This window comes from Pseudobacteriovorax antillogorgiicola, assembly GCF_900177345.1.
Classification (GTDB): domain Bacteria; phylum Bdellovibrionota_B; class Oligoflexia; order Oligoflexales; family Oligoflexaceae; genus Pseudobacteriovorax; species Pseudobacteriovorax antillogorgiicola.
Window position 1 is genome coordinate 95,967 of the sequence record NZ_FWZT01000001.1, and the last position, 23,444, is coordinate 119,410.

Annotated in this window: 22 protein-coding genes, 1 tRNA gene and 1 other RNA gene; 3 read left to right on the forward strand and 21 right to left on the reverse strand. The window is 48.9% G+C overall.

Translation table 11 applies throughout. The annotated features are described in order from the left end of the window. Positions 1-69 precede the first annotated feature (69 nt). The 5 genes from B9N89_RS00495 to B9N89_RS00515 all read right to left on the reverse strand — a co-directional run bounded on the left by B9N89_RS00495 (position 70) and on the right by B9N89_RS00515 (position 5,172). Complete coding sequence (locus B9N89_RS00495) at positions 70-909, reverse strand: TrmH family RNA methyltransferase (RefSeq protein ID WP_159455048.1); 840 nt, start codon at positions 907-909, stop codon at positions 70-72. Beyond that, positions 845-1,687, reverse strand: a complete 843-nt coding sequence (locus tag B9N89_RS00500; protein ID WP_132314763.1) for a class I SAM-dependent methyltransferase — start codon at positions 1,685-1,687, stop codon at positions 845-847. Before B9N89_RS00500 ends, B9N89_RS00495 begins: the two co-directional genes overlap by 65 nt. 90 nt (positions 1,688-1,777) lie before the next feature. Beyond that, complete coding sequence (gene ald / locus B9N89_RS00505) at positions 1,778-2,884, reverse strand: alanine dehydrogenase (RefSeq protein ID WP_132314762.1); 1,107 nt, start codon at positions 2,882-2,884, stop codon at positions 1,778-1,780. A gap of 67 nt (positions 2,885-2,951) precedes the next feature. After that, complete coding sequence (locus tag B9N89_RS00510) at positions 2,952-3,713, reverse strand: MBL fold metallo-hydrolase (protein WP_132314761.1); 762 nt, start codon at positions 3,711-3,713, stop codon at positions 2,952-2,954. A gap of 7 nt (positions 3,714-3,720) precedes the next feature. Then, positions 3,721-5,172 (reverse strand): RecQ family ATP-dependent DNA helicase, encoded by a 1,452-nt coding sequence (locus B9N89_RS00515; RefSeq protein WP_132314760.1) that lies wholly within the window; start codon positions 5,170-5,172, stop codon positions 3,721-3,723. Between the two features lie 139 nt (positions 5,173-5,311). Between B9N89_RS00515 and B9N89_RS00520 the strand changes: the two genes are divergently transcribed. Beyond that, positions 5,312-6,481 (forward strand): aspartate kinase, encoded by a 1,170-nt coding sequence (locus tag B9N89_RS00520; RefSeq protein WP_132314759.1) that lies wholly within the window; start codon positions 5,312-5,314, stop codon positions 6,479-6,481. A 3-nt stretch (positions 6,482-6,484) separates the two neighbouring features. On the opposite strand, the gene B9N89_RS00525 is transcribed toward B9N89_RS00520, so the two are convergent. The 6 genes from B9N89_RS00525 to B9N89_RS00550 form a co-directional block, all read right to left on the reverse strand. Then, positions 6,485-7,300 (reverse strand): hypothetical protein, encoded by an 816-nt coding sequence (locus B9N89_RS00525; protein WP_132314758.1) that lies wholly within the window; start codon positions 7,298-7,300, stop codon positions 6,485-6,487. Positions 7,301-7,411: 111 nt separating this feature from the next. Continuing rightward, the gene (locus tag B9N89_RS00530; protein ID WP_132314757.1) at positions 7,412-7,870 is read right to left on the reverse strand and encodes a hypothetical protein; all 459 of its coding nucleotides are present in this window, start codon (positions 7,868-7,870) and stop codon (positions 7,412-7,414) included. A gap of 12 nt (positions 7,871-7,882) precedes the next feature. Continuing rightward, positions 7,883-8,461, reverse strand: coding sequence for a GTP-binding protein (locus B9N89_RS00535; RefSeq protein WP_132314756.1), 579 nt, complete (start codon positions 8,459-8,461; stop codon positions 7,883-7,885). A 15-nt stretch (positions 8,462-8,476) separates the two neighbouring features. Then, complete coding sequence (gene dnaX / locus B9N89_RS00540) at positions 8,477-10,534, reverse strand: DNA polymerase III subunit gamma/tau (protein ID WP_132314755.1); 2,058 nt, start codon at positions 10,532-10,534, stop codon at positions 8,477-8,479. A gap of 33 nt (positions 10,535-10,567) precedes the next feature. Then, an RNA gene (gene ffs / locus B9N89_RS00545) (signal recognition particle sRNA small type) lies at positions 10,568-10,664 on the reverse strand. Positions 10,665-10,708: 44 nt separating this feature from the next. Beyond that, a tRNA-Ser gene (locus B9N89_RS00550) sits at positions 10,709-10,798 on the reverse strand. Between the two features lie 158 nt (positions 10,799-10,956). Here B9N89_RS00550 and ggt point away from each other — a divergent pair. Further along, positions 10,957-12,723 carry a gamma-glutamyltransferase gene (gene ggt, locus B9N89_RS00555; protein WP_132314754.1) on the forward strand — a complete coding sequence of 589 codons (1,767 nt, stop codon included), beginning with the start codon at positions 10,957-10,959 and terminating at the stop codon, positions 12,721-12,723. Between the two features lie 61 nt (positions 12,724-12,784). Here the strand turns inward: ggt and B9N89_RS00560 are convergent, their stop codons facing one another. The 7 genes from B9N89_RS00560 to B9N89_RS00590 all read right to left on the reverse strand — a co-directional run bounded on the left by B9N89_RS00560 (position 12,785) and on the right by B9N89_RS00590 (position 21,420). Further along, complete coding sequence (locus B9N89_RS00560) at positions 12,785-15,571, reverse strand: 2-oxoglutarate dehydrogenase E1 component (protein ID WP_132314753.1); 2,787 nt, start codon at positions 15,569-15,571, stop codon at positions 12,785-12,787. A 53-nt stretch (positions 15,572-15,624) separates the two neighbouring features. Further along, positions 15,625-17,022: a dihydrolipoyl dehydrogenase gene (gene lpdA, locus B9N89_RS00565; RefSeq protein ID WP_132314752.1), complete on the reverse strand. Its 1,398-nt coding sequence runs from the start codon at positions 17,020-17,022 to the stop codon at positions 15,625-15,627. Position 17,023: 1 nt separating this feature from the next. Then, positions 17,024-18,289, reverse strand: a complete 1,266-nt coding sequence (odhB, locus tag B9N89_RS00570) for a 2-oxoglutarate dehydrogenase complex dihydrolipoyllysine-residue succinyltransferase (protein WP_132314751.1) — start codon at positions 18,287-18,289, stop codon at positions 17,024-17,026. 306 nt (positions 18,290-18,595) lie between these two features. Then, entirely contained in the window at positions 18,596-19,471 is an 876-nt protein-coding gene (locus B9N89_RS00575; RefSeq protein WP_132314750.1) for an alpha/beta hydrolase family protein, read from the reverse strand. A 2-nt stretch (positions 19,472-19,473) separates the two neighbouring features. Then, entirely contained in the window at positions 19,474-20,538 is a 1,065-nt protein-coding gene (gene mnmH / locus B9N89_RS00580) for a tRNA 2-selenouridine(34) synthase MnmH (RefSeq protein ID WP_234996048.1), read from the reverse strand. Beyond that, a complete protein-coding gene (locus B9N89_RS00585) occupies positions 20,501-20,833 on the reverse strand; it encodes a hypothetical protein (protein WP_132314748.1) in 333 nt (110 codons plus the stop codon). Before B9N89_RS00585 ends, mnmH begins: the two co-directional genes overlap by 38 nt. 80 nt (positions 20,834-20,913) lie before the next feature. Next, entirely contained in the window at positions 20,914-21,420 is a 507-nt protein-coding gene (locus tag B9N89_RS00590) for a bactofilin family protein (protein WP_132314747.1), read from the reverse strand. A gap of 113 nt (positions 21,421-21,533) precedes the next feature. Between B9N89_RS00590 and B9N89_RS00595 the strand changes: the two genes are divergently transcribed. Then, on the forward strand, positions 21,534-22,187 hold the full coding sequence (locus B9N89_RS00595) for a hypothetical protein (RefSeq protein ID WP_132314746.1): 654 nt from the start codon (positions 21,534-21,536) through the stop codon (positions 22,185-22,187). Here the strand turns inward: B9N89_RS00595 and B9N89_RS00600 are convergent. The 3 genes from B9N89_RS00600 to rplM all read right to left on the reverse strand — a co-directional run bounded on the left by B9N89_RS00600 (position 22,184) and on the right by rplM (position 23,411). Then, positions 22,184-22,483 carry a hypothetical protein gene (locus B9N89_RS00600; RefSeq protein WP_132314745.1) on the reverse strand — a complete coding sequence of 100 codons (300 nt, stop codon included), beginning with the start codon at positions 22,481-22,483 and terminating at the stop codon, positions 22,184-22,186. The two genes, B9N89_RS00595 and B9N89_RS00600, sit on opposite strands and share 4 nt — an antisense overlap. Positions 22,484-22,568: 85 nt before the next feature. Next, on the reverse strand, positions 22,569-22,958 hold the full coding sequence (gene rpsI / locus B9N89_RS00605) for a 30S ribosomal protein S9 (RefSeq protein ID WP_132314744.1): 390 nt from the start codon (positions 22,956-22,958) through the stop codon (positions 22,569-22,571). A 6-nt stretch (positions 22,959-22,964) separates the two neighbouring features. Further along, positions 22,965-23,411: a 50S ribosomal protein L13 gene (gene rplM, locus B9N89_RS00610; RefSeq protein WP_132314743.1), complete on the reverse strand. Its 447-nt coding sequence runs from the start codon at positions 23,409-23,411 to the stop codon at positions 22,965-22,967. Positions 23,412-23,444 lie beyond the last annotated feature (33 nt).

Below are 23,444 nucleotides of genomic sequence, written 5' to 3' on the forward strand. Positions count from 1 at the left end.
CGTTCCTTCAAGGGAACGTGCTGTATTCTATTGGAGTACAGCTGGTTATGGTTAGTACGGCCATGCTACTTAAGATCGCTGCCGACGGACTTCATAGGCCAGAATAGCAGCAGAAACCGATACATTCAAAGAGTCGCAGACCCCCAGCATGGGAATCTTCACTGCGGTCCCATGGGATTCCCAAAAGCCAGAGAGGCCATGAGCTTCACTACCTAAAACAATTGCCGCCGAGGATTTAAGATCGAGGCCGTAGTAGAAAGAGTCGCTATGGGGGGAAGCTGTTACCAACTGAACCTTGTGCTGCTGGCAAAAATCTAAAAACTCCTGATGGCGAGACCTGATTACGGGTACCGAAAAAGCTGCTCCCAGGCTAGCACGGATGCAGTTAGGGTTGTAAAGATCGGCGGTTTCATCCAACAACACCAGACCATCAGCACCAGCCCCATCTGCTGTGCGGAGGATAGCACCCAGATTGCCAGGCTTTTCTAAGCCTTCGGCAACTATAAGAAATAAGTTTTCCCGAGGTAGATCATCCAGATACGCATATCGCGGCTGACCCACAGAGCATAGCCCACCGGTGCTATCTCGGAGAGCAATTTTTTCAAAAACTGCCGGGCTCACCCAGGTCACCAAGTCTGGATTTTTCTCAACCAGACTTTTTCCTAGCTCTCCAAGACTAGCCTTGCAAGCATAGATCTCTAGAACCTGAATCCCGTTTCGAATGGCTCGATCCGTTTCCCGATCACCCTCAAGCAAAAAACGTTGCATCCGCCGCCGGTGCTTCCCGTCCCGCAGCTTGATTAAGTCTTTGATCTTTTGGTTTTTAAGGGATTCAATCATGACTCTAGTTCCGAATGAAGAAACAGCTCGCACCGCTCGGTAGGGCTCGGCCTCCATCTTGCTCCTCAACAAGCATCTCGCTGAGCTGGAACTCTCCGGTTATATCGCCCACGAGTTCGAGCAGATTATTTTTCATCGCCACAGGGGTATAGCCGTGAGAATGAGAGCTGAGAAGAATAAACTTAAAGTCCTCATGGAGGATCTCTTTAATGCCATCCAAAAGAGGCGAAAGGTGCTCTTCGATCTTCCAGACCTCGTTCTTACTCCCGCGACCAAAGCTCGGTGGATCTAAGATGACTCCATGATAGCGTCGACCTCGGCGCGCTTCCTTCGCAACAAATTTCTGGGCATCATCAACGATCCATCTGATCGGGTGATCTGCTAGCTGATTCGCTTCAGCGTTCTCACGAGCCCAAGCGACACTGGTCTTCGAGGCATCGACATGAACGACCTTAGCACCCCCTTGAGCCGCTGCAAGCGAAGAGCCACCGGTGTAAGCAAAAAGGTTCAAGACCTCCATATCGGGCTTCGACAGGGAGCGTATAGTTTGCCAATTGCTTATCTGTTCGGCAAACACACCCAAATGACCAAAGTCGGTGCGCTTTAATTTCAAATTCAAGCCACCATAGTCAATGAACCACTCACGATCGAGACGCTTGTTCAATACCGTCCACTTACCATCTCCCCCGGAAAAGCGTTTGAAGACCACATCCACATCCCGCTTCCACTCGGATGCTGGCAGGCGAGGTCGCCACACAGCTTGGGGTGAAGGCCGAACCATGCGATAGGGTCCAATTTGTTCAAGCTTTTGAAAGTTTCCAGAATCGATGAGTTGGTAGGTATTCATAGGCTCCCATCAGCAGGGGTTCGAAAATTCGTCTCCCCACTAGGGGGCAGACAAAGCCGTTTTCGAACTCCTAACAATCGGTTCAAATTCTTAGAAGTTGATATCTTGATAATCGAGGCCAAGAGCTTCAGCCACGGCACGGTAAGTCGCGATACCTTGGAAGGTATTCAATCCTAGTTTCAACGCTGGATCTAACGCCAATGCTTTTTCCAGACCCTTATTAGCGAGGTCCATCGCATACTTATGGGTAACATTAGTCAAGGCATACGTACTTGTTCTAGGTACATCACCAGGGATGTTCGTCACACCATAGTGAATGACATCCTCTTCAACGAATACAGGGTCGTCGTGAGTGGTTGGCTTAATGGTTTCGATACAACCACCTTGATCGATTGCAACGTCGACCACCGCAGAGTTGCGTTCCATAGTTGCAATCATCTCACGATTGACAAGGCATGGAGCTTTTGCACCTGCGATAAGAACCGCGCCAACGACGAGATCCGACTCTTCAACTGATTTAGAGATATTCTCTGGGTTCGACATCAGAGTGTCGATATCAGTGCCGAAAACGTCATCCAGGTAGGCAAGGCGAGCAGCATTCACGTCTAGCATCGTCACACGAGCACCGAGGCCAATAGCCATCTTCGCTGCATTGATACCAACCACGCCACCACCAATGATTGTTACGCGACCGCGACGAACACCGGGAACGCCACCCAGTAGGAGGCCTTTACCACCACGGTGTTTCTGTAAGCACTGCGCACCAACCTGAACAGACATGCGACCTGCAACTTCACTCATGGGCGTGAGGAGAGGCAAAGCGCCATTGGGCAATTGAATGGTTTCGTAAGCAATGGCAGATACCTTACGCTTCACCAGCTCATGTCCCAAGTCTTGAGCAGCAGCTAGGTGTAAGTAAGTGTATAGAATTTGGCCTTCACGCATGAGAGGGAATTCCTCAGCGATGGGCTCTTTGACTTTCATTATCATTTCAGCTTGGCCCCAAACATCTCCCGCAGTAGGAAGGATTTTAGCACCAGCTAGTTTATATTCTTCGTCCGTGATACCGGCACCCAAACCAGCGCCTTGCTGGATGAGTACTTCATGTCCCGCAGCCGTGAACATCTTCACTCCGCCTGGCACCACAGCCACGCGATTCTCTCTGTTTTTTACCTCTTTGGGTACACCGATGATCATAAGACTACCCCATGTTCATAGTTAAAGGATCCGCACCGAAAACAGACCGTTATTACGCTAGTCAGGCTTACAGGTCAATGATCATTCCGTCGTAGGTTAGAGAGGCGAACGAGGGCAGCCTCTCCGAGTCTCTTAAGTACTCAACTTCATGAGCCAAATGTGAGATATAGCCAGCCTTTACACCTAAATCTTCGAACAGTTTCAGGGTCTCGGGGATCACACTATGGGTATAATGCTCACCAAAGTGGATACCACTAGCCACCATCACATCGATCTTGCCTCTCCAGCTTTCGATCTGTTCTTCAGAAAATTTTTTAAAATCAGTAGCATAAGCAAATCGACCGATTTTGAAAGCGCATGAATCCACCGAGCCGTGATGCAGACGGGCCGTTTCGATTTTGAGCCCTTGAAAATCAAAGTCTCCGTCAATTATACGGACATCAACTTGGGGGACAGCACCCCGATAACCCGTGTCTTGAAACGCATAGGAAAAGCGCGTTTTTAGCTCCTCTTCGTATTCCGGCATCAGATATAATGGAAGTACGCTTTTGGAGTGAAACCAAAAAGCTCTCAGGTCATCGAAACCATGAGCATGGTCGGCATGCATGTGGGTATAAAATACGGCGTCGATGGCTTCGATACCTTGCCTGACCACCTGGAGTCGCATTTCAGGGGCTGTATCGATGAGTATAGTCTTGCCATCAACTTCTACAGCTATCGACGCGCGGGTGCGCTTATTTTTAGGTTCTGTGCTTTGACAAACTTCGCAGTGGCAGCCAATAACCGGCACTCCAGCTGATGTTCCTGAACCTAAAATATGAACCCGCATGACAACCTCACCTTAGAAAATAGCGTTCGATATAGTATTCGGGATCTTGCTCACCCTTTGCCAAATCGTACATGGCCGATAACTTGTCGAGCTTCTCTTTTTTTCTTAGGTCGATATCTTGGCAAATACTTTCAATCCCCGGGTATTCACTCGCCAAGGCGACCATGACATCGATACCTTGATCTTCCCAAGACTCGCGAACAAAGTCCATGCGCTTCAAGACGCGATCGCGATATAAGAAGTCGAGAACCATATCGATTTGATCCTCAGCTTGACCTGATCGTCTAGCCAAGTCAGACATTAGTTCAGCCTCACCAATAGCAGGCCGCCGCTCAAAAACCCCTTCGAGAAGGGCATAAACTTTCTTAAGAGACTCCATACTTGGGAACGACTTTTCGATCATAAACTTTTGAACGTGATAGTCCCGAGAGGTGAAGAATAAATAGCATCGTGCAGGACCTCCATCCCGTCCTGCTCGACCGATTTCTTGGGTATAGGCCTCGATAGACCCAGGCAGGCTTCCGTGAAATACAAAGCGAATATCTTTCTTATTGATCCCCATACCAAACGCCTTGGTGGCCACCATGACCCGAGCCTCACCATTCATAAAGCGATTAAATGCGTGAGTTCTTTGGTCCGCAAACATCCCCCCATGATAGCGATCCACGGCGACTCCCGCCTGACGCAAAGACTCATGAATCTCATTGCAAAGCTTCCGGGTAGCAACATAGACAATGCCTGAGCCCTCAGTCGACAGCACACCTTGTAACAGCGCGTTTTGGTGATCATCTCTGCTTCGCGAGCGAAACACCTTAAGGCTTAGATTCTTGCGAGCATATTGACTGGTGACAATCTTAGGCTTGGCCAGCTCTAATAAGTCTTGAATCTTCTGCCTGTCTTTGGCCGTGGCCGTGGCCGTTAAAGCGATCTTTGGCCCTTCATAAAAGTCTCTCAGATACGACGCGATCCGACTGTACTCAGGACGAAAGTCTAAGCCCCACTGATTCACGCAATGGGCCTCATCAATAGCGACAAGCTGCAGATCAGTTTGGCTTAGAAAGTTTCGAAACGATGGTAGAGCCAGCCTCTCAGGGGACACAAAAAGAACCTGCACCTGGTCGCGACGAACAGTTTCTAACACGGCCGCCTTCTCTTCGGGAGATTGCATGCTATCGAGCGCCAAAGCCCTGATATTGCGCTTTTGCAGCTCCCGGATCTGATCTCTCATAAGAGCGATCAAGGGAGAAATCACCAGCACCAACCCTGGTTTTAAAATCGCTGGAACCGTGTAGCAGAAAGACTTTCCTCCTGAGGTGGGAGCCACCACTAGGGTATCTCGGCCATCAATTACCGATTGAATGGCCTCTGCTTGAAAAGCTCGCAAACCCTCGACTCCAAGAGCTTTAAGAACTTCAGGGGATTCAACGCTCACCTCGCTCGCACCAAAAACTTCGCTCACAGCTTACCCATAGATATTGAAACAACTTGAACTCATTGGCGATTCGCATAATGTAGGGAGACCAGCGGACTTGCTTTGACCAATGGATGACAGACATGTAGCTCGGTAGGCAGTCTAACCGAGATTTGGAGTAAGCAACGTGGCCCTCATAGTTCAAAAATACGGCGGAACCTCAGTCGGTAGCCTAGAGCGCATCCGTCATGTGGCGAAGCATATCATCTCACAAAAGAAAAATGGAGATCAGATCGTTGTGGTCGTTAGCGCCATGGGCAAAACGACGGACGAACTTCTAAAAATGGCCCTGGAACTTTCGCCCAAGCCTCCTCAACGGGAGGTCGATATGCTTCTTTCGGTAGGTGAGCGAATCACAATGTCTCTATTAAGTATCGCCCTTAATAGCGATGGAGTTCCCACGGTATCTTTGACGGGATCACAAAGTGGCATTCTTACTGACGAACGCCATGGCAATGCTCGGATTGAAAGTATTTTAGGTGACCGCATCCGGGAGGGTATCAGACGCGATAAAGTAGTCATTGTTGCTGGTTTTCAGGGCATGAGTCCTCGTAGCAAAGAAATCACAACCTTAGGCCGGGGCGGATCAGATCTCACCGCAATTGCCTTAAGCCATAGCCTAAAAGCCGATCGATGCGAGATCTACAAAGACGTGGATGGCATCTGCACCGCCGATCCCAGGATTGCTCGTAAAGCTAAGGTGCTGCCCTACTTAGATTGGGATAGCCTCTGCCACTTGACCTGGCATGGATCAGGAGTGATTCACTGTCGAGCTAGCAATTTGGCCAAGAAAGAATCGATTCCCTTGGAGATACGTTCCAGCTTTAACCTTGATGCCCCAGGCACACAAATAGGACCTAAGAAAAATATGGAATCAGCACGAGCCCATGGCATTGCCCACAAGGACCACCTTGATCAGCTCCGCATCAGTCAGCTAAAAAGCACTCACTTACCAAAACTCCTTGATTGGCTTTGGTCTGAAGGCAGTACACCTCTATATTGCCAAACTCAGGGCGATGATATTTTCTTGGTGGTGGAAAGTAAGGTACGCTCAGCCTTTGAAGGATTTATGCAGAACTTAGGCGGGACACTCACCACAGTGGCAGAAGACCTATCCGCTATAACCATTGTTGGCGAAGGCTTTTGGCAGGAACCACAGATTCTTGCCAAGATCCTAGACGGGCTAAACTGCGACATTGTCTTGATGGATAGTAAGGACAGCACAGTGAGCCTATTTTTAGAACAGAAGGACTTAGAGCCCACTCTCAGCCATATTCATAATCAGCTGTTTTCTTAGTGCTCAGAGTTCAGCAAATACTCCGACGGAAAAACCAATATTCGTTGAATTATGGAGCGACATCACATTCAGGCTCACCATGGGGTGATAGCCTGCATCCATCCGATAAAAGGCTGACACTTCCCCATGAATCAAGAGTACCGTGCCTTCTACAATCCGATCGTTGAGGATATCACTCACACTGCCATCCACTCCCAAAGACACCGATGATTGCCCGAATCCTGCAACCCCCGATGCTCGCACAGAAAGTGGCTCATAGGGCCTAAAAATTTCTGACAGGCCACCTGCCACCGTAAAAACACTGATGTCGACGGTCGTATTGGTCACATCCAGAAGCTTGGCTGACGCTTCTCCGGAGCCGGTGATAAAACTGCTTTTTATAATAAAGTAGGTGAACTTTTTCCACTTCCACTGATACTGACCTTCGAAGCTAGTCGCCGTGATGCCATCACCAATGCCCATAGAATATATCCCCAAGTGCCCACCCCAGAAGCTCTCTTTCAAGCCTTTCATCACTTTGAAGAACTTTTCTGGTTGTTTAGCTTCCCGATCCCTTATGATCTCTGCACGATGGGACTTAAGAATCCGACCGTAGGCTGTTTTAATCTCAATGATGCGCAGGGTGCCGCGAATCTTCATCACCTCACCGATAGCCACCAAAAAGCCGTCACGGGCGAAGACCCCAATCTTATCCCCGATGGTAATCCGCCTGTTTTGAATCTCGCAGACTGACTGTTTGCGATTACATCGGAGCGTATCACCTTGGCTAAAACTGGAAGACGATACTAGGAGTGAGATGATTAATAGCAGACGTCTCAAAATTGGGTACCTCGCAACGTATCCCTGATGTGAAACCAGCAAACGGAGAGTTTTATGGAACAGGCGTATACTTAAAGGTACCCCAAGGAGGAATTTGCAGTCAAGTTGGCTTCAGAGCTTGCCCTCGTCCTCCAATTTTCGCAGACGTTCGCGAACTTCCTCATCGACTTCAAGGGCCGCGACATCTTCTGTCATGGCACCAGCATAGACTTGCATTGCTTTATTGTATATGAGGCGAGCTGGCCCCTTTTCCATCTTTCGCAGGATGATTGGGAGCGTCTGCCACTCTTCCGGCGCTTGCATTGCTTGAGACTCAACTTCTACAATCGCCAGCTGAAACTTTCGCCCAGAGGCATCCTGAAGCCCATTTTCAATAAAAGTATGCACCTTCACTGAATCGATACTCGGCAAGGAAAGAGCCTTCTTCACCGCCCGCAGCACCTCTTCCAGCTTGTTAGCATCACGTTCCATTTTAGTTTGAAAGCCATGAAACTCACCGCCGTCGGTCGGAAATCTGAGCAAATCGCGATGGTCACGACACCCGACAAGCAAAATAAAGTCTGTATCCATGGAAGGCTTCTCCTAGGGCTGTGCTAGTTGATCAAGTATTTTCTGAGCGACCTGATGAACTGTTTCCATAGTCCCTACAGAGTTGATGGCCGAACTTTCAATGTCCGTTGTGCCCCCTGGGTTCAACTCATGGCGCAAGACATCAAGGGAAACAGCTTCAGGATGGTCTCGTTTGTTATACTGTAAAACCCGTGGCAGCGTGAGCATGTTATAACCCTCGCGACTCAGAAGCTCCTTCGTTTCGAGCCAGTTTTTAAGATTTTCCCTCATAGAACTTAAGCGGCTATCGAAAACAAAAACAAACCCATCGAGACCCTTTAACATTACTGAATGAACAGTTTCATAAAGTGGATTAGCTGGAAGTGTGTAGAGGTGGAGCTTGACATGAAACTCTTTGAGATGCCCCAAGCTGATAGGAATAAATTCAAAAAAGGGTTGCTCATCAGCATCTAATTCAAATCGACCCTGGTGCAACTTAGTTTGGCTTTGCTGAAAAATTGAAGCAAAGTTAGCCGTTTTACCAGCACCCTTGGGTCCAAAATATAGAACCTTGCAGTTTATTTCCTTGGTTTCCAAGTTGGTAAAGGCCATGACGAATTCGCTCCACTAGACATCTAGCATATCGATTCCGTCTATCTTACCACCAAAAACGGAAAGTGCCTCCTGGGTTATCGGATGTTGGCGCAGTTCTTCGAACAGCTCCTGCCGAGCTGCCTCTTCTTCTTTCTGCCTGACTTGGAGCAGAGATTCTGGGGCTGGAGCCTCATCAGAACTTTCCTGATTGACGCTGGACTCTTGGCTTTCTACCAACAGCTCCCCGGAAAAGCCAAATAACTCGCGAATCCCATCCACAACTCTCTTGCGATGCTCTTGGTGGAGAAGCTTCGCTCCAGCCATGCTGCTGGGATCAACAGCGACGCGAATGGTGTCCACTGAGTAGGCCAGTGGGACAGTTTCCTCTAAAATACGCCCCTGAAGCGGCATCTTTGATTTCCAGATGTCAACGAGAGCCCGCCAACTTTCAGGAAAGCTCGCCGCCCCCCTCTGATCCGGCACTGGCTCTGGGGCAGCCGCTTGGGGTGCAGATGGTTGATCCGTTGTTAGCTTAGGCTCTGCTGAAGCAGCAATTTTTTGAAGGACCGATGATATAGCCTTCTTTCTAGGTGGCGGCGCATCTGAGCTTGGAGGGCCCGACGCCGGCGCTGCCTCGGCCTCTTTTTGCATCACCAACTTGGAGGATGGCTCAAATTGTGAATTGGCACGAGCTGCTCCAGATTGTACTTCGCTATTCCTCTGAGGCACTATAGGCTCTTTAGCAGGGGAAGGTGATGGCGCTGGAGCAGTGTCGATGGGAGCTGCAGGACGGGTTTGTTTAGATTCGTCCTGAGCAAAGGCACTAGCCCAGCGTTGCTTCAGGCTCGCGCCAGAAGACGCTCCAGAGCGGTTCCCAGTCCCAGAAGTATCTTCTGCTGACTGCCTCGGCCGTGAGCCCTGTTGGCTTTCCGGTTTTGCAGGGCTAGAGCCCTTACCCTCAGCAAGCTGCTTGAGATCATCCAGAGAAGGCAAGCCAGGGTCAAAGCACCACTCAAGACTGTAATTTTCTAAAATAAAGCGATCTAGTTCCGAGCCATCCAAGTCTTTGCGACATTTAACAAGGAACCTAAAAATCCTGTTCAAGTCGAAGCTGGGCGATTGATCAGCAACTCTATAAAGATGCTCTAGCTCTGTAGGTGCAAGCCCCAAGAGTTGTGTATCGAGAGCATCGAGCCCCAAGTCCTTCAAAACGAAACCATGGCGACAAAACTTAGCCACCTCTTCCACCGCATCATCAAGTGGAATGCCACGCTCATCCCACTGATCTATAATTTTAATGATCCCGTGGCCATTGCGTTCCACTAGGGCTTGGATATAGTCGATATAGGATTGAGAAGACGCTGCATTGACCAAACCTTTGAGAGAGGCAGCCGTCACCTGACCATCGCCAAGGGCAATCACTTGATCCAAAAAGGTTAAGGCATCCCGCATGGAGCCACGACCTTCCTTCGCCACTGTGACAATCGCGTGATCCTCAAACGCCACTTTCTCTTGATTCAGAATTTCTTTGAGGCGGTCGGTAATGGTTGCCAAGCTCAAACGCTTCAAATGAAAGGTTTGGCAACGACTGAGAATCGTCTCGGGGACCTTTTGCAGCTCTGTAGTTGCAAAAGTGAACACCACATGCTGCGGCGGCTCTTCTAATGTCTTGAGCAAGGCATTGAAGGCACTCTGCGACAGCATATGCACTTCATCGATAATGTAAATCTTATAGGGAGAGCGCTGTGGAACGTATTCCAAGGTTTCTTGCAGGGCTCTAACATCATCGACACTGGTGTTGGATGCGCCATCAATCTCTAGAACGTCTTCGTGATTACCGTCGTTAATTGCAAGGCAGCTCTCGCATTGATTGCACGGCTCAGCTGTAGGTCCTTGCTCGCAATTCAAAGCCTTAGCATAAAGCCGCGCTGTGGTTGTCTTGCCGATACCACGGACCCCTGAGAAGATCACTCCCTGAGGAATTCGCTTCAAACGAATAGCATTGGCGAGGGCTTTGGTGATTGCATCTTGACCAACCATATCTTGGAAATGGCGAGGCCGATACTTGCGGGCTAAGGACTGGTAAGACAACGAACTCTCCCGAAAACGATAAAAGCGCAAAGTGATAGCTAGATGACCCAGACACCTACTCACATCCACTACCGTTGCTACCTTCCGGTCCTGGCGGGGTTCATGGAGAAGCATCATCTAGGATCTAGCTATCACTTTGCGCTTTTTAAAGCAAAGTGTCGATTCTAACCTCACTGGCGGAGAGAGAGGGATTCGAACCCTCGAAGCAGTTTCCCACTTACACGCGTTCCAGGCGTGCGCCTTCAACCACTCGGCCACCTCTCCTGAGATGATCGTACTTTCATACATGAAAGCGGACATGACGCTAATTTTTTTGTGATTGAAAGTCAAGGCCTTTCTCTCAGCATATGCCAAAGAGCACGATTTTATTTCTTCACCAAGTTGCTATATTGGGAAAAATGTAATAGCGAGGTTGCTTACTTATGAAAATTTTTACCTGCACACTCCTCCTCCTAGGAATCACATCCTGCGCTCATAATATTATCCAAGGAGAGCCCCTTGGCACCCATCCGCCACGAGGAATCAACCCCGAAAGGGACGCCTACATAGCTGATGGTAAAAAAGGCATGGTAGCTACTGCACACCCCCTCGCAACCCAGGCCGGGGTGGAGATACTAAAGCTAGGTGGCAATGCCGTAGATGCTGCCGTTGCCGTATCCATGGCAATCTCTGTGGTAAGACCTCAGTCTACTGGAATTGGGGGAGGGGGCTTTCTCCTTCACTATGACAGCAATACCACCGATGTTGTTGCCTATGACTTTCGGGAGGTCGCTCCGCTTAAAGCTAGTCGGGACATGTTTCTCGATAAGGATAAGAACCCAAAAGATTTCGTCTACAAGAAAAAGACGGTTCCGAACGCTTCTGTCAATGGCCATCTTTCAGTAGGGGTTCCTGGGCTTATTCGCGGCCTCTGGGACATTCATCGAATCCACGGCTCCCTACCATGGAATAGGCTCGTAGAGCCAGCGATCCGCTTGGCTGAAGACGGCTTCAAAGTCTACCCTAACCTTGCTAAAGCCATCGAGAGGAGAGCCCAGGTTCTTCAGGCGTTCCCTGCCACAGCTAAGATCTTTTTTCCTGATGGCAAGCCTTTGAAAGCGGGAGAAGTCCTGATCCAAGCCGACCTCGCCAAAACCCTCAAGGCCATCAGAGATAACGGCGACAAAGGCTTCTACAGCGGCTGGGTTGCAGAGAAGATTATTGCTGAAATGAAAGACGGCGGCGGCTTGATCACACAAAAAGACCTGGACAGCTATAAGATGGTGGTCCGGCAGGCCATTCAATCAAGCTTTCGCAACTTTGAACTAGCTTCCATGCCACCTCCATCTTCTGGCGGCGTTCATATCGCTCAGATGTTGAATATTTTAGAGGGCACCGAGATGGGAAAAATCCCTCTGGATTCCCCTCGTTACATACAGCTACTCGTGGAAAGCATGCGCCGCGCTTATGCAGATCGCGCGAAGTACCTGGGTGACCCCGACTTTGTTTCAATTCCGGTGAAAGGCCTCATCAGCAAGGAATATGCGGCCGCCCTACGGAAGGAGCTACCACTTGACAAAGCCGGCGACTCGAAAGTCATTGGCGCAGGAAACCCGGTTCCCTATGAGTCTCCATCAACAACCCACTTCAGCATCGTTGATCAATGGGGCAACGGCGTTTCATCCACACAAACGATCAACTATACCTTCGGATCTGGGGTCGTTGCAGCAGGCACTGGCATTCTACTAAACGACGAGATGGACGACTTCTCCAAAAAGCCTGGCGTTCCCAATGCCTTTGGGCTCGTGGGTAGCAAGGCAAACGAGGTTCAACCGAACAAAAGAATGCTGTCCTCCATGTCGCCATCATTTATCTTTCAAGGCTCCAGGTTGGTTGGCATTGTCGGGTCGCCAGGAGGCTCACGCATTATCAATGCAACGTTCCAGACCATTCTTCATCGCTATGTCTACGGGATGAGCCCCGAAGATGCTGTTCATGGCTACCGCATCCACCATCAGTGGTTGCCAGATATGGTATTTGTAGAGAACTCTTTCTTGCCTCTGCAGACCTCCAAAAGCTTGGAGGAGCTAGGCTATGATATCAAATCAACCCCTTATCCTATTGGCGATATTCAAGCCGTCTTTCGAGACGGGGACGAGTGGATTGGGGTGAGTGATACTCGTGGTGATGGCCAGCCTATGGGCTACTGATAAAACAAAAGCACCATGGATTTAAATCCATGGTGCTTGGTTTGTGATAGCTTTTGAATGACTACTTGCTACTAGCTCGCTTCTTACCCGGCTTAGAGCCAACTGTTAAAGCGTCTTCGATGATACGCTGCTGCTCAATGTTGTGAGATTTACTACTACCCTCTGCTGTGGTACCAGCGCTCGTACGACCGCTGTAGCGGAATGACCGCTCTCTCGTTGAGAGCTGCTTGATCTTGTGGCGAATAGCAGTCCATGCACCCATATTGGAGGGTTCTTCCTGCGTCCATAGCACTTCTTTTGCCTTACTGTACTCTTTAAGGATCTTATCCACTTGCTCCTCTGGGAATGGATAGAGCTGCTCAACACGAACAATCGCAACTTTCTGATTGTCATCATCGCGACGGGCCTTGTCCAATTCATAGAAGATCTTTCCAGTACAGAAAACCACCCGCTCGACAGAGCCTTTATCTTGGATAAACTGGTCGTCGATAACTTCTGTAAAGTAGCCCTCTGTGAAGTCTTTTACCGCAGAAACACACTCTGGATGTCTCAGAAGGCTTTTAGGAGTCATGATCACAAGAGGCTTGCGATAAGGCCGATGCAATTGTCGGCGCAAGATATGGAATAGCTGCGCTGGCGTTGTTAGATTCGCCACCTGCATATTGTTGTCACCACATAGCTGCAAGAATCGTTCTGGGCGCGCGCTAGAGTGCTCCGGCCCCATCCCTTCGTAGCCATGAGGTAAGAGCAAGACCAAGCCTGACGCTTGCTTCCACTTAGCTTCTGAAGCAGCTAAAAACTGATCGATTATGATTTGCCCACCATTGCTGAAGTCACCAAACTGGGCTTCCCACATGACCAAAGCTTCTCGGTTCGCAACTGAGTAACCAAACTCAAAACCAAGTACTCCTTGCTCAGAAAGCGGGCTGTTAATCACCTCGACGAATTCTTGCTTGTCTGAAAGTTGGTTCAAAGTGTGTAACTCAGCACCAGTTTCATAGTCGCGGATCACCGCGTGACGATGGGAGAACGTTCCTCTCCGACAGTCCTGCCCCGAGAGGCGAACATGTTTACCTTCAAGGGCTAGAGAGCCAAAGGCAAGAACTTCTGCGAGCCCCCAATCGATCTTGCCGTCGCCATCGATCATAGCCTTGCGGTTCTTGAATAACTTAGCCACTTTCGGGTGCGGCTTGAAACTGTCTGGAAAGCTGGTCACTTTCTCAACGATAGTCTTGATGACATCGGGTTTGATAGCAGTGTCGATCTGATTGAAAGTCTCGCTTAGCTCCGCTTTCACCAACTTGGTGCTACTTTCTAGCTCTTTTGGAGTGGTGGTGAGAACTTCGACCTTTTCACCGCGGACGCGATTCAGGCAATCCTGAAGCTTAGCTCGGAATTCCTTCATGGATGAGCTAACTTGATCTTCAGTAAGAACCCCTTCCTTAACAAGCTTATCCCCGTAAATCTTAAGTACGGTAGGATGCTTTTTGATTTTCTTATACATCTGAGGCTGTGTGAAGCCTGGCTCATCTGTTTCGTTATGTCCGTGTCGACGATAGCCTATAAGGTCGATCACCACATCTCGTTGGAACTTCTGCCGGTAAGCAACTGCCATTTGAGCAGTCCATATCACAGCTTCAGGATCGTCTGCATTCACATGAAGCACAGGTGCTCTCACGATTTTTGCGATATCAGAGCTGTAGTGACATGATCGTCCCTCGTCTGGATTGGTGGTAAAGCCAACCTGGTTGTTGGTGATGACGTGGATCGTGCCACCGGTCTTGTAGGACTCAAGTTCGGAAAGGTTAAGAGTTTCAGCGACCAAGCCTTGGCCGATAAATGAAGCATCCCCATGAATAAGAATTGGCATCACACCCTTCTGCTGCTCGTCGCCAAGCATAACTTGCCGTGCCTTAGCAAAACCTTCCACCACAGGGTTTACCGCTTCCAAGTGACTTGGGTTGGGAGAGAGGTAAACTCTTAGGCTAGCACCTGTCATAGTTTTGATATTATTAGCAAAGCCCATGTGATACTTCACATCACCGTCGATGCCATAAGAATCAATTTCGCTGCCTTCGAACTCCTTGAGCATCAGCTCATAAGGCTTGCCCATGAAGTTAGCCAGCACGTTGAGTCGGCCTCGATGAGCCATACCCATACATACTTCATCAACATTGGCAGCCTTTGCCTCAGTCGCAATCATGTCAAGAAGTGGGATCAAGGCCTCCAGCCCTTCCACCGAGAAGCGCTTCTGACCCAGGTATCGATCCTGGAGAAACTTTTCGAAGCCTTCCGCATGGATTAACTTCTCAAATACACGCTTTTTCGTTGAGGTATCGACTTCGGGCTTATTCCGGCAACGCTCCATCTTATCTTGAAACCAGCGCACAGACTCGATCTCGTTTATATCACGAAAATCAGCTCCAATATTGCCGCAGTATGTTTCTTGCAGCAGGCTCTGTACTTCGCCAAAGGTCACTGCCTTCACAGGTAGGTTCGATGGATGGAAGAGTCTCTTCATGTCCACATCACCCAGACCGTGATCCTCAGGAGCAAAGGACTCTCGCACCGTGGGGCTGTCATCGAGAGGATTCAAGTGAGCGTTGAGATGGCCAAGGCGCCTGTAAAGGTTGATGTATGATTCCACATTGGCTTCGGCATCGTCGCCATTGCCACCACCATCCTGCGGTTTGCCGGAAAGTGCAAACTCATACCCTTCAAAGAATTTACGCCACGTTTCATCTACGCTGTTTGGATCGTTGCGATAGTCCTTGTAAAGACCATCCACGAACGCAGCGTTCGTGCCATTGGCAAACGTAAACTTTCCCTCGTCAATTACACCCTTCATTGAGAAGACCTTTCCTTATTCTGGGATCATCGCCCTAAAGTGTTTCGCACCATCTAAGCATTCAAAGACATCTTATCGACCGCTAGGGCTGCTTCTTTGATGGTTTCTGATAGCGTCGGGTGAGCATGTACCGAACGACCGATGTCTTCCGCACTTGCTGAGTACTCTGCGCCGATTGCCAGCTCACCAATGAGTTCGGATGCATTTGGCCCCACAATGTGAGCCCCCACCATCCGATCTGTTCGCTTATCTGCAATAATTTTTACAAAGCCGTCTGTTTCACCAAGACACTTGGCGCGGCCATTGGCAGAAAATGGCACTTTGCCAATTTTCACTTCTAGGCCTTTTTCCTTGCATTCCTGCTCTGTCATCCCAACACTAGCCACCTCAGGCCAGGTGTAGACCACATTAGGAATTGCGAAATAGTTGACATGACCATGCTTGTTCGCGATGAACTCAGCGCAGGCCACCCCTTCCTCTTCCGCCTTGTGAGCTAACATCGGACCATCGATCACATCGCCAATGGCCCAAACACCGTCTACCTTAGTTTGAAAACGGTCGTTGACTGGAATCTTGCCGCGTTCGGTTTCGATCCCAACCGCATCAAGCCCCAAGCCCTCGGAGTAAGCTCGTCGACCAACCGCAACAAGCACCTTATCGCAGGATAGCTCCACAGCCTCACCGGCCTTATCGCAAACAACAACCGTTGATCGACCTTTTTTCTTCAGCTCAACGAACTTAGTTTTTTCATAGAACTCAAGCCCCTCTTTACCGAGCGACTTTTTCATAGCGCGGATCACATCCTTGTCCATCATTGGCAAGATTGTGTCAGCAGCCTCAACAACAGAGACCTTAGCCCCAAGGCGAGCCCACACGCTGCCAAGCTCAAGCCCAATGACGCCTCCACCAATCACAACAAGGTGTTTTGGAACCTTATCGAAATCTAAGGCGCCCGTTGAGTCCACAACAGTCTTGCCATCGAAAGGTGCAGATGGAAGCTCTACCGGCGCACTACCAGTGGCAATAATGACATTCTTTGCCGAGTAGACTTTCTCATCCGAATCGCTCTTCACTTTCACCTTGCCGGGCTCCACAAAACTGCCAAAGCCTTTTAGGTAGGTAACCTTATTTTTCTTAAAAAGGTATTCAACACCATCAGTGAGCTGACCCACGACTTTAGTTTTATGCTCGTGGATTTTTTTGAGGTCAAAACCTACCTTTTCATAGGTCAAGCCTAGAGCCTCTGCCTTATGCAGAGCATGATGATAGCTCTCTGATGATTGCAAGAGAGCTTTACTGGGGATACAACCTACGTTGAGACACGTTCCCCCAAGCTTGCCCCGGGATTCGATACAAGCAGTTTTTAGCCCTAGCTGGGCAGCGCGAATCGCTGCCACATAGCCACCAGGTCCGCCGCCAATCACTAGCACATCAAATTGATCTTCCGCCATATCACACTCCTAGTAACAATCGTGCTGGGTCTTCTATGTTTTCTTTGATCTTGACCAAAAAGCTTACCGCCTCTTTGCCGTCAACAATCCGGTGGTCATACGACAAGGCTAAGTACATCATAGGCCTTACGACGATCTCACCGTTCACCACCATAGGCCGTTCTTGGATCTTGTGCATTCCCAAAATAGCACTCTGTGGCGGGTTTAGAATCGGCGTAGACAAGAGAGACCCAAAAACACCACCGTTAGAAATGGTGAAAGTACCCCCAGACAAGTCATCGAGAGAGATTTTTCCGTCTCGACCTTTTTTAGCGTAGGATAGAATCTCTGACTCGACTCCAGGGAAATCAAGCTTGTCACAGTTGCGGACTACAGGAACCATCAAGCCACGGTTGGTAGATACCGCGATTCCTATGTCATAGTAGTCATGGTAGACAACATCAGTACCATCGACATAGCCATTGATGGCGGGGTAGGCCTTCAAGGCCTCTACAGCAGCCTTCACAAAGAAGCTCATGAAGCCAAGACCGACACCATGAGTTTCTTTGAAGTCTTCTTTATACTGCTTACGCAGGTTCATCACTGCCGACATATCAACTTCATTAAACGTAGTCAGCATGGCAGCATTGTGCTGGGCTTCTACCAAACGCTCTGCAATCCTCTGGCGTAAACGAGACATCTTCTCGCGGCGAACACCACGCTCTCCAGAGTCAGATGAAGCAGAGCTTGCGCTACTACCTGAGCTAGTCTGCTGCGGCTGTGGCGGATTTTGCAAGTGATTCACCACATCGTCTTTGGTAATACGACCACCCCGGCCGGAGCCACTGATTTGCGAACTATCGATATTATTCTCTTTGACCATCCGCGATACTGCTGGGCTTTGAGGTCGGTCATCCTGAGATGACTGCGACTTCTGTGCAGGCGGTGGTGGAGGGGGAGGAGGCGCTGAACTGCTTGATGACGATGGTTCGGGGACATCATCTTTCTTCTCTTCTTTTTTAGCTTCGCTAGCGCCACCAGCTGGCTTAGAGGCAGAAGTATCAATTGACGCTAATAAGTCACCAACGGTAACGGTATCGCCTTCTGCCTTCTTCAGTGAGATCACACCCGAAGCTTCAGCTACGATCTCAACGGTTGCCTTGTCCGTTTCAAGCTCTACCAAAACATCGTCAAGTTCTACGTAGTCGCCTTCGCTCTTGTGCCATTTGTATATTTCGCCTTCCTGTACAGATTCACCTACTGCTGGAACACGGACTTCAAAGGCCATACTATCTCCTAAAATTTTTCCTGAGGTTCAGTCGTCCTTTTGACTTTGATCTTCGGCCAGTGGGGGGCTAAAACTTACTCTTTTTTTGCCTGCTACTTGTCGATTTGAGTAAGAAAATCACCAATCATAATCATAAGACATGCTGACTTAGTTAAGCCGGGAACATATTGCCCAAGGTCCCTAGGGATAATACCCCAGGCCTACACTCTTCTAATGGTTATATGGAACTATTGAATAAATGTTGCAACTCTTAAACAAAGTTTAGATACAATTTAGCTGATTTTTTCAAAGCTCCCTATTTTAAGCCTATTTGGCTGATGTTTCGCCAATTGAAAAATGCTTCATGGCCGAGATTACAATCAGTCCATGGTCATTCTCGGTGAGATCCCCTGTCTTTGTCTTGACTGTTTTTAATGCAGTACGATGCCCTGCTGCTGCTAAGCCATTCATGAACTCCTGGCCCTGCTCTTTGCGAAAACCATCTAAGCCCTCGCCTTGATAGAGATACACAAACTTAGGAAAACCCTCAAAATCCCATGAAATTGAGCGCTTTTCAAAAGCCTGATCACCTTCTTTTTTCTTTATGATTTCAATACTTTCTTGATGACTAGAATTTTTCGACAGCTCCGAAAAGATCTCAAGATCATAGATCCCATTACCTAGAACAACCCAAGTGAGATCGTGTTTTTTAGCCAATCGAGAGGCTAGAATCGTACCTTCTGCCTCACTCCAGATACCGTCTATTTTGTAGGGTAGCTTTCCCCACAAGGTTTCCATCACTTGCAGCGACTCATCGCCACCCCAATCATCAACCCAGTTCGACTGCCCAAACCCAGAACGATTGATGGCCACAACCTGATAACCCTGACTCAGAAACGACTGCGCCAAAGGCGACTTGCAATGACCTTCAGACACGAACGGACTTGAACCATTAATGAGAAACGCTGCCTTTTTCGAAGACTTTCCAGCACGGCACTCGAACCACTCAACCTGCTTGCCAGCTTGTAGCTTGAGCAGCTTTGCTTCAGACTTCGCATTGGTTTGCGGAATCTCACGCCCTTCGGTTTCCACCAAATTATTCAGCCGAAACTCCTCCTGGTTCGTGCTGCATGCTCCAAAAAAAAGGATCGCAAACGCGACCCTACCAATTCTTAAACCTTGCTGCCTCGCTGAAAAAGTCATGGTTAACGTCCTTTGTACTGCTGAACAAAATGAATCGCATCCTGGTACCCATTACTGACGTCAAACTCAGCAATGACTCGCTCCCGGTGCTTGACTAGCTTCTTATCATAGAGAGGATCGTAGCGAATATCGAGCAAGGTACCCACAACTTTTGCTAAATTCTGTTGGTCAACCTCTTGCATCAACTCTGCGATGAGAGATGGCCTGAAATGCTTTGCTAAGCCTTCCTGAATGCGTTCTTTGATCTGCTCCCCCATGTCATCAGTCAACCGAGGGATATAGTCTTCAAGAATATGCTCGATACGTTGGGCTCTATCGCGACTCAGGATTACCACAGGAGAAGTCAGCATCTTTTTACGTAGTACATTGGGAACGTTGAGATGGGCGAAGTAGCTCTCGATTTCCACCAAGCAGAATCCGCAATCATGTTTGTCTCGAGCTGCTTCTGCAATTTGATTTTCGAAGTTTTGCTGTGTCGGCACAGGGCCGGCTTGATTGAGGTCTCCGAATGCTGAACCCCGATGATGAGCGTAGGCCTCAAAGTCCATATAGGGCACACCACTCCGCTGCAAAAGCTCAGTCTTCCCAACACCTGTTCGCCCCATAAGTACCAGAAACGGTACGCCTGCTAGGCATTCAATCTGGGCTAAGACATCACGTCGATACTGTTTGTAGCCCCCTTCAAGCACTGAGGCCTGACAGCCTAAGCTTCTCATCAGACTAGCAACCGATTGGGACCGCATCCCCCCTCGCCAGCAATGAAGCACCAACCCCCTGCCACGTTCATGGGCCAACAGCTCATCCAGAAAGTGATCCATTTTCTGTGCTAGTAGTTCTAAGCCAAGCTGAACCGCATCTACCTTACTTACCTGCTTGTAGGTCCACCCCACCTGATGGCGCTCGTCATCATCAAAAAGAGGTAAGTTAATTGCGCCGGGTATGTGCCCCAAGGCGAACTCTCGGGGGCTTCGCAAGTCAACGATCGGGAGATCCCGAGGATAATCCTCGGCAAAGTATCGAAGGTCAGTTTTAGAAGGGGTTTTCGTAGAAAACGTAGCTGGTTCCATAGTCGCTGATTTCAAAGTAAACCTTCTTTTCACCCTCGTCTGGGATGTAGTTCATATTCTTGTCAAAAACCCCATAGCCAAACCGATAAGGTCGCGGCACACCAGCCCCTCCAGTAGAGGTCGCAGTGGTGAGCTTGTCAATGCGGATAAAACGGTACATTACCTTACCCTCGCTCAAGACATCCAGCACGCCGTTGGTACCAGTCCAGTTCTGAACGCTTCGGGAAATCTTGTTTTGCATCTCTTGGGTACAGGACGCGAGAAAAAGAAGAGAGGTGAACAATAGATACTTCATAGGGCCATTCCTTCCGTGATGATCGCGCAGCAATACATCTTTTGTAGGAAAGAATCCCCTTTTTAGCAAGTAAGACCGTGTTACTGAGCCTCTGCGGCAACCTGAGGACTCTTAACTGACACTTCCGGCACGCTGTCCGAAGAGAGATCGTCGACCTTAGGAGCCTTCACCTCATCGATCAGCTTGCCTTGCTTGTCTGAAATTTCAGCATTCGCGCCGTCCATCGTCGATCGTCCACTGAATTGCGCCCCTTCTTCAATTACAAGACAAGGTGTAATCACATCCCCTGAGAATGTGCAGGTGCGACTCATCTCGACTCTAGTCTTAGCACGAATGATCCCGGTGATGCGGCCTTGAAGGACAATCTCGTCACAGTTGATATTGGCATTGACCACGGCTTCTTCTTCAAGAATCAATAAGCCTTCCGAGATGATCTCACCCTCGACCTTACCACCAACTCTTGTGGAGCCGCGGCAGAACATTTTTCCAGCAAAGTGACAGCCACTGGTCAGTATTGTTACCGCGTAATCCTTTGTTTGTTCCTTCTTCACTTGCTTCACGGCCGCCTTCTTTTGTTGATTAAACAAGTTAAGTTACCTCCTTACCAAGGTTCACAACCATTTTGCTCACGACCACCTTACCCGAAGGAGATTTCAACTCTATAATGAAATAAGTGATTGCCAACGTCTGCGAGCTTTTTATGACTGTTATCAAAAGTATAACATCTTTTCCATCTCTGTCATTGCCCACCCCTGATTTATACTGGACGCCGGAGCAGAGCTGGAGCCATGAGAGATTGCAGGAGTATATCGACTTTAGGCATAAGCACCAAGAATCAATCGCTAAAGCCCCTCCTTTTAAGCACTCGCCAGGAGATCTTGGCGGCCTTAGACTCTGTCGCTATCTATTGAGCAAGAATGGTGAGCCGGCCCAAGGCTGGTGCGAGCTACAAAGCTTCTCTCGGAAATTCGACCGTGCCTTGATCTTTGGAGGCTCGACAATGCCCCTAGAAACGGCTTCGTGGGCTGTATTGATCACAGCAGGGTTTGCCATCAGCAAGGCTGATACGTTAAGGTTGGTGAACCTTAGCAGGCAAGAATTAGGGGATTTTGAAGGCCTTGGAACGGCGCTAAGGATTGCCATGGTAACAAATGGTCACATAGAGCTCGTCGACTCGATCGAGTTTGGACGAGCGAATTGGCTTGAGAGTGATCTGGCTCTTTCTTGCCCCGGCATTCGCAGCCTAGAAGCAAGACGCAAAAGGCTAGACAGCACAAAAAAAACCTCTTCTCAAAAGAAAAGAGGTCTTTTATCTCGATTGTTTAATCCAAGATTAGATGATGCGATCTTCTAAGCTTGTTGCTCTTCAGCCGGGAACCAATTCTGGAGAGCTTTGATGATATCCCGACCTTGCTTGGCACTAGAGATATTAAACTTACTCTGCTGCCTATAAACCCCGTTCCGCTTCTGGTACCGCCGAATCGACACTTTCTGTGGTCCGTAGTCATCAGTCTTCTTATCTAGTTCCTGAAATAGGAACATGATCGTTGTCCAGCTACCACGGGTAAGAATGTGCTTATCGAGCTGCTTGATGATGACTTTGTCATCCTCAACGTACTCAATATCAATATCGTCGATCGTTTCAGCCATTGAAAGAGGTCCTCATGTTGAAAAGCAAGTGCCATCAGGCACTTTGTGCGCCAAAATAACTTCCCGAATCCATTGTAACGTGAAATTAACGCTTAGAAAACTGGAAGCGAGCACGAGCACCTTTTTGGCCATATAGCTTACGCTCTTTCTTACGAGCATCACGAGTGATCAAACCGTTGGCCTTAAGGACCTTGCGGTTCTCAGGGTCAAGCTCAGCAAGAGCACGGCTGATGGCGTGACGAATGGCACCGGCTTGACCTGTTAGGCCGCCACCTGTGACATTAACAAGGATGTCCATCTTGCCTTCGTTGCCTGTAAGCTCAAGAGGCTGGTTGATGATCATCTTAGATGTAGCACGAATATAGTACTGATCAATTTCTCGCTTGTTGATAACGATCTTGCCCTGACCAGGCTTCACGTAAACGCGAGCAACAGATGTTTTTCTTCTACCTACAGCATGTACAGTATTTGACATAGTCTATTACCCTTCCTTCGCAAGTCTTAGTGGAGCTGCTACTGGCTTCTGAGCTTCGTGAGGATGCTCTTGTCCCGCGTAAACCTTAAGGTTTCCAAGAACTTTACGGCCTAGCTTGTTACGAGGTAGCATGCCTTTGACAGCGAAGTTAATCAATCTGTCTGGGTATGTCGCCAGAAGATCTTTCGCCAAAGTTGCCTTCAAACCACCGATATAGTTTGAGTGACGATAGTAAAATTTAGTGTCCCACTTGCGACCTGTAAGGCTGACCTTATCTGCGTTGATAACGATCACATTGTCGCCACAGTCTAAGTGTGGAACGAAAGAAGGCTTATGCTTGCCGCGAAGAAGACGTGCAACTTCTGCTGCAATTCGCCCAAGCGACTGATCTTTGGCATCTACGATGACCCACTGCTTTTTTATATCAGCAGGAGTTACACTTTGCGTTTTCATCTTTTCGATTCTCTCCAGAATATTCTTCTGTCT

Coding starts and splice junctions, on each gene's coding strand:
- B9N89_RS00500 (WP_132314763.1), bottom strand. CDS start 1,687: ATGAATACCTACCAACTCATCGATTCTGGAAACTTTCAAAAGCTTGAA.
- ald (WP_132314762.1), bottom strand. CDS start 2,884: ATGATCATCGGTGTACCCAAAGAGGTAAAAAACAGAGAGAATCGCGTG.
- B9N89_RS00510 (WP_132314761.1), bottom strand. CDS start 3,713: ATGCGGGTTCATATTTTAGGTTCAGGAACATCAGCTGGAGTGCCGGTT.
- B9N89_RS00530 (WP_132314757.1), bottom strand. CDS start 7,870: ATGGATACAGACTTTATTTTGCTTGTCGGGTGTCGTGACCATCGCGAT.
- B9N89_RS00535 (WP_132314756.1), bottom strand. CDS start 8,461: ATGGCCTTTACCAACTTGGAAACCAAGGAAATAAACTGCAAGGTTCTA.
- ggt (WP_132314754.1), top strand. CDS start 10,957: ATGAAAATTTTTACCTGCACACTCCTCCTCCTAGGAATCACATCCTGC.
- B9N89_RS00560 (WP_132314753.1), bottom strand. CDS start 15,571: ATGAAGGGTGTAATTGACGAGGGAAAGTTTACGTTTGCCAATGGCACG.
- lpdA (WP_132314752.1), bottom strand. CDS start 17,022: ATGGCGGAAGATCAATTTGATGTGCTAGTGATTGGCGGCGGACCTGGT.
- odhB (WP_132314751.1), bottom strand. CDS start 18,289: ATGGCCTTTGAAGTCCGTGTTCCAGCAGTAGGTGAATCTGTACAGGAA.
- B9N89_RS00575 (WP_132314750.1), bottom strand. CDS start 19,471: ATGACTTTTTCAGCGAGGCAGCAAGGTTTAAGAATTGGTAGGGTCGCG.
- mnmH (WP_234996048.1), bottom strand. CDS start 20,538: ATGGAACCAGCTACGTTTTCTACGAAAACCCCTTCTAAAACTGACCTT.
- B9N89_RS00585 (WP_132314748.1), bottom strand. CDS start 20,833: ATGAAGTATCTATTGTTCACCTCTCTTCTTTTTCTCGCGTCCTGTACC.
- B9N89_RS00595 (WP_132314746.1), top strand. CDS start 21,534: ATGACTGTTATCAAAAGTATAACATCTTTTCCATCTCTGTCATTGCCC.
- B9N89_RS00600 (WP_132314745.1), bottom strand. CDS start 22,483: ATGGCTGAAACGATCGACGATATTGATATTGAGTACGTTGAGGATGAC.
- rpsI (WP_132314744.1), bottom strand. CDS start 22,958: ATGTCAAATACTGTACATGCTGTAGGTAGAAGAAAAACATCTGTTGCT.
- rplM (WP_132314743.1), bottom strand. CDS start 23,411: ATGAAAACGCAAAGTGTAACTCCTGCTGATATAAAAAAGCAGTGGGTC.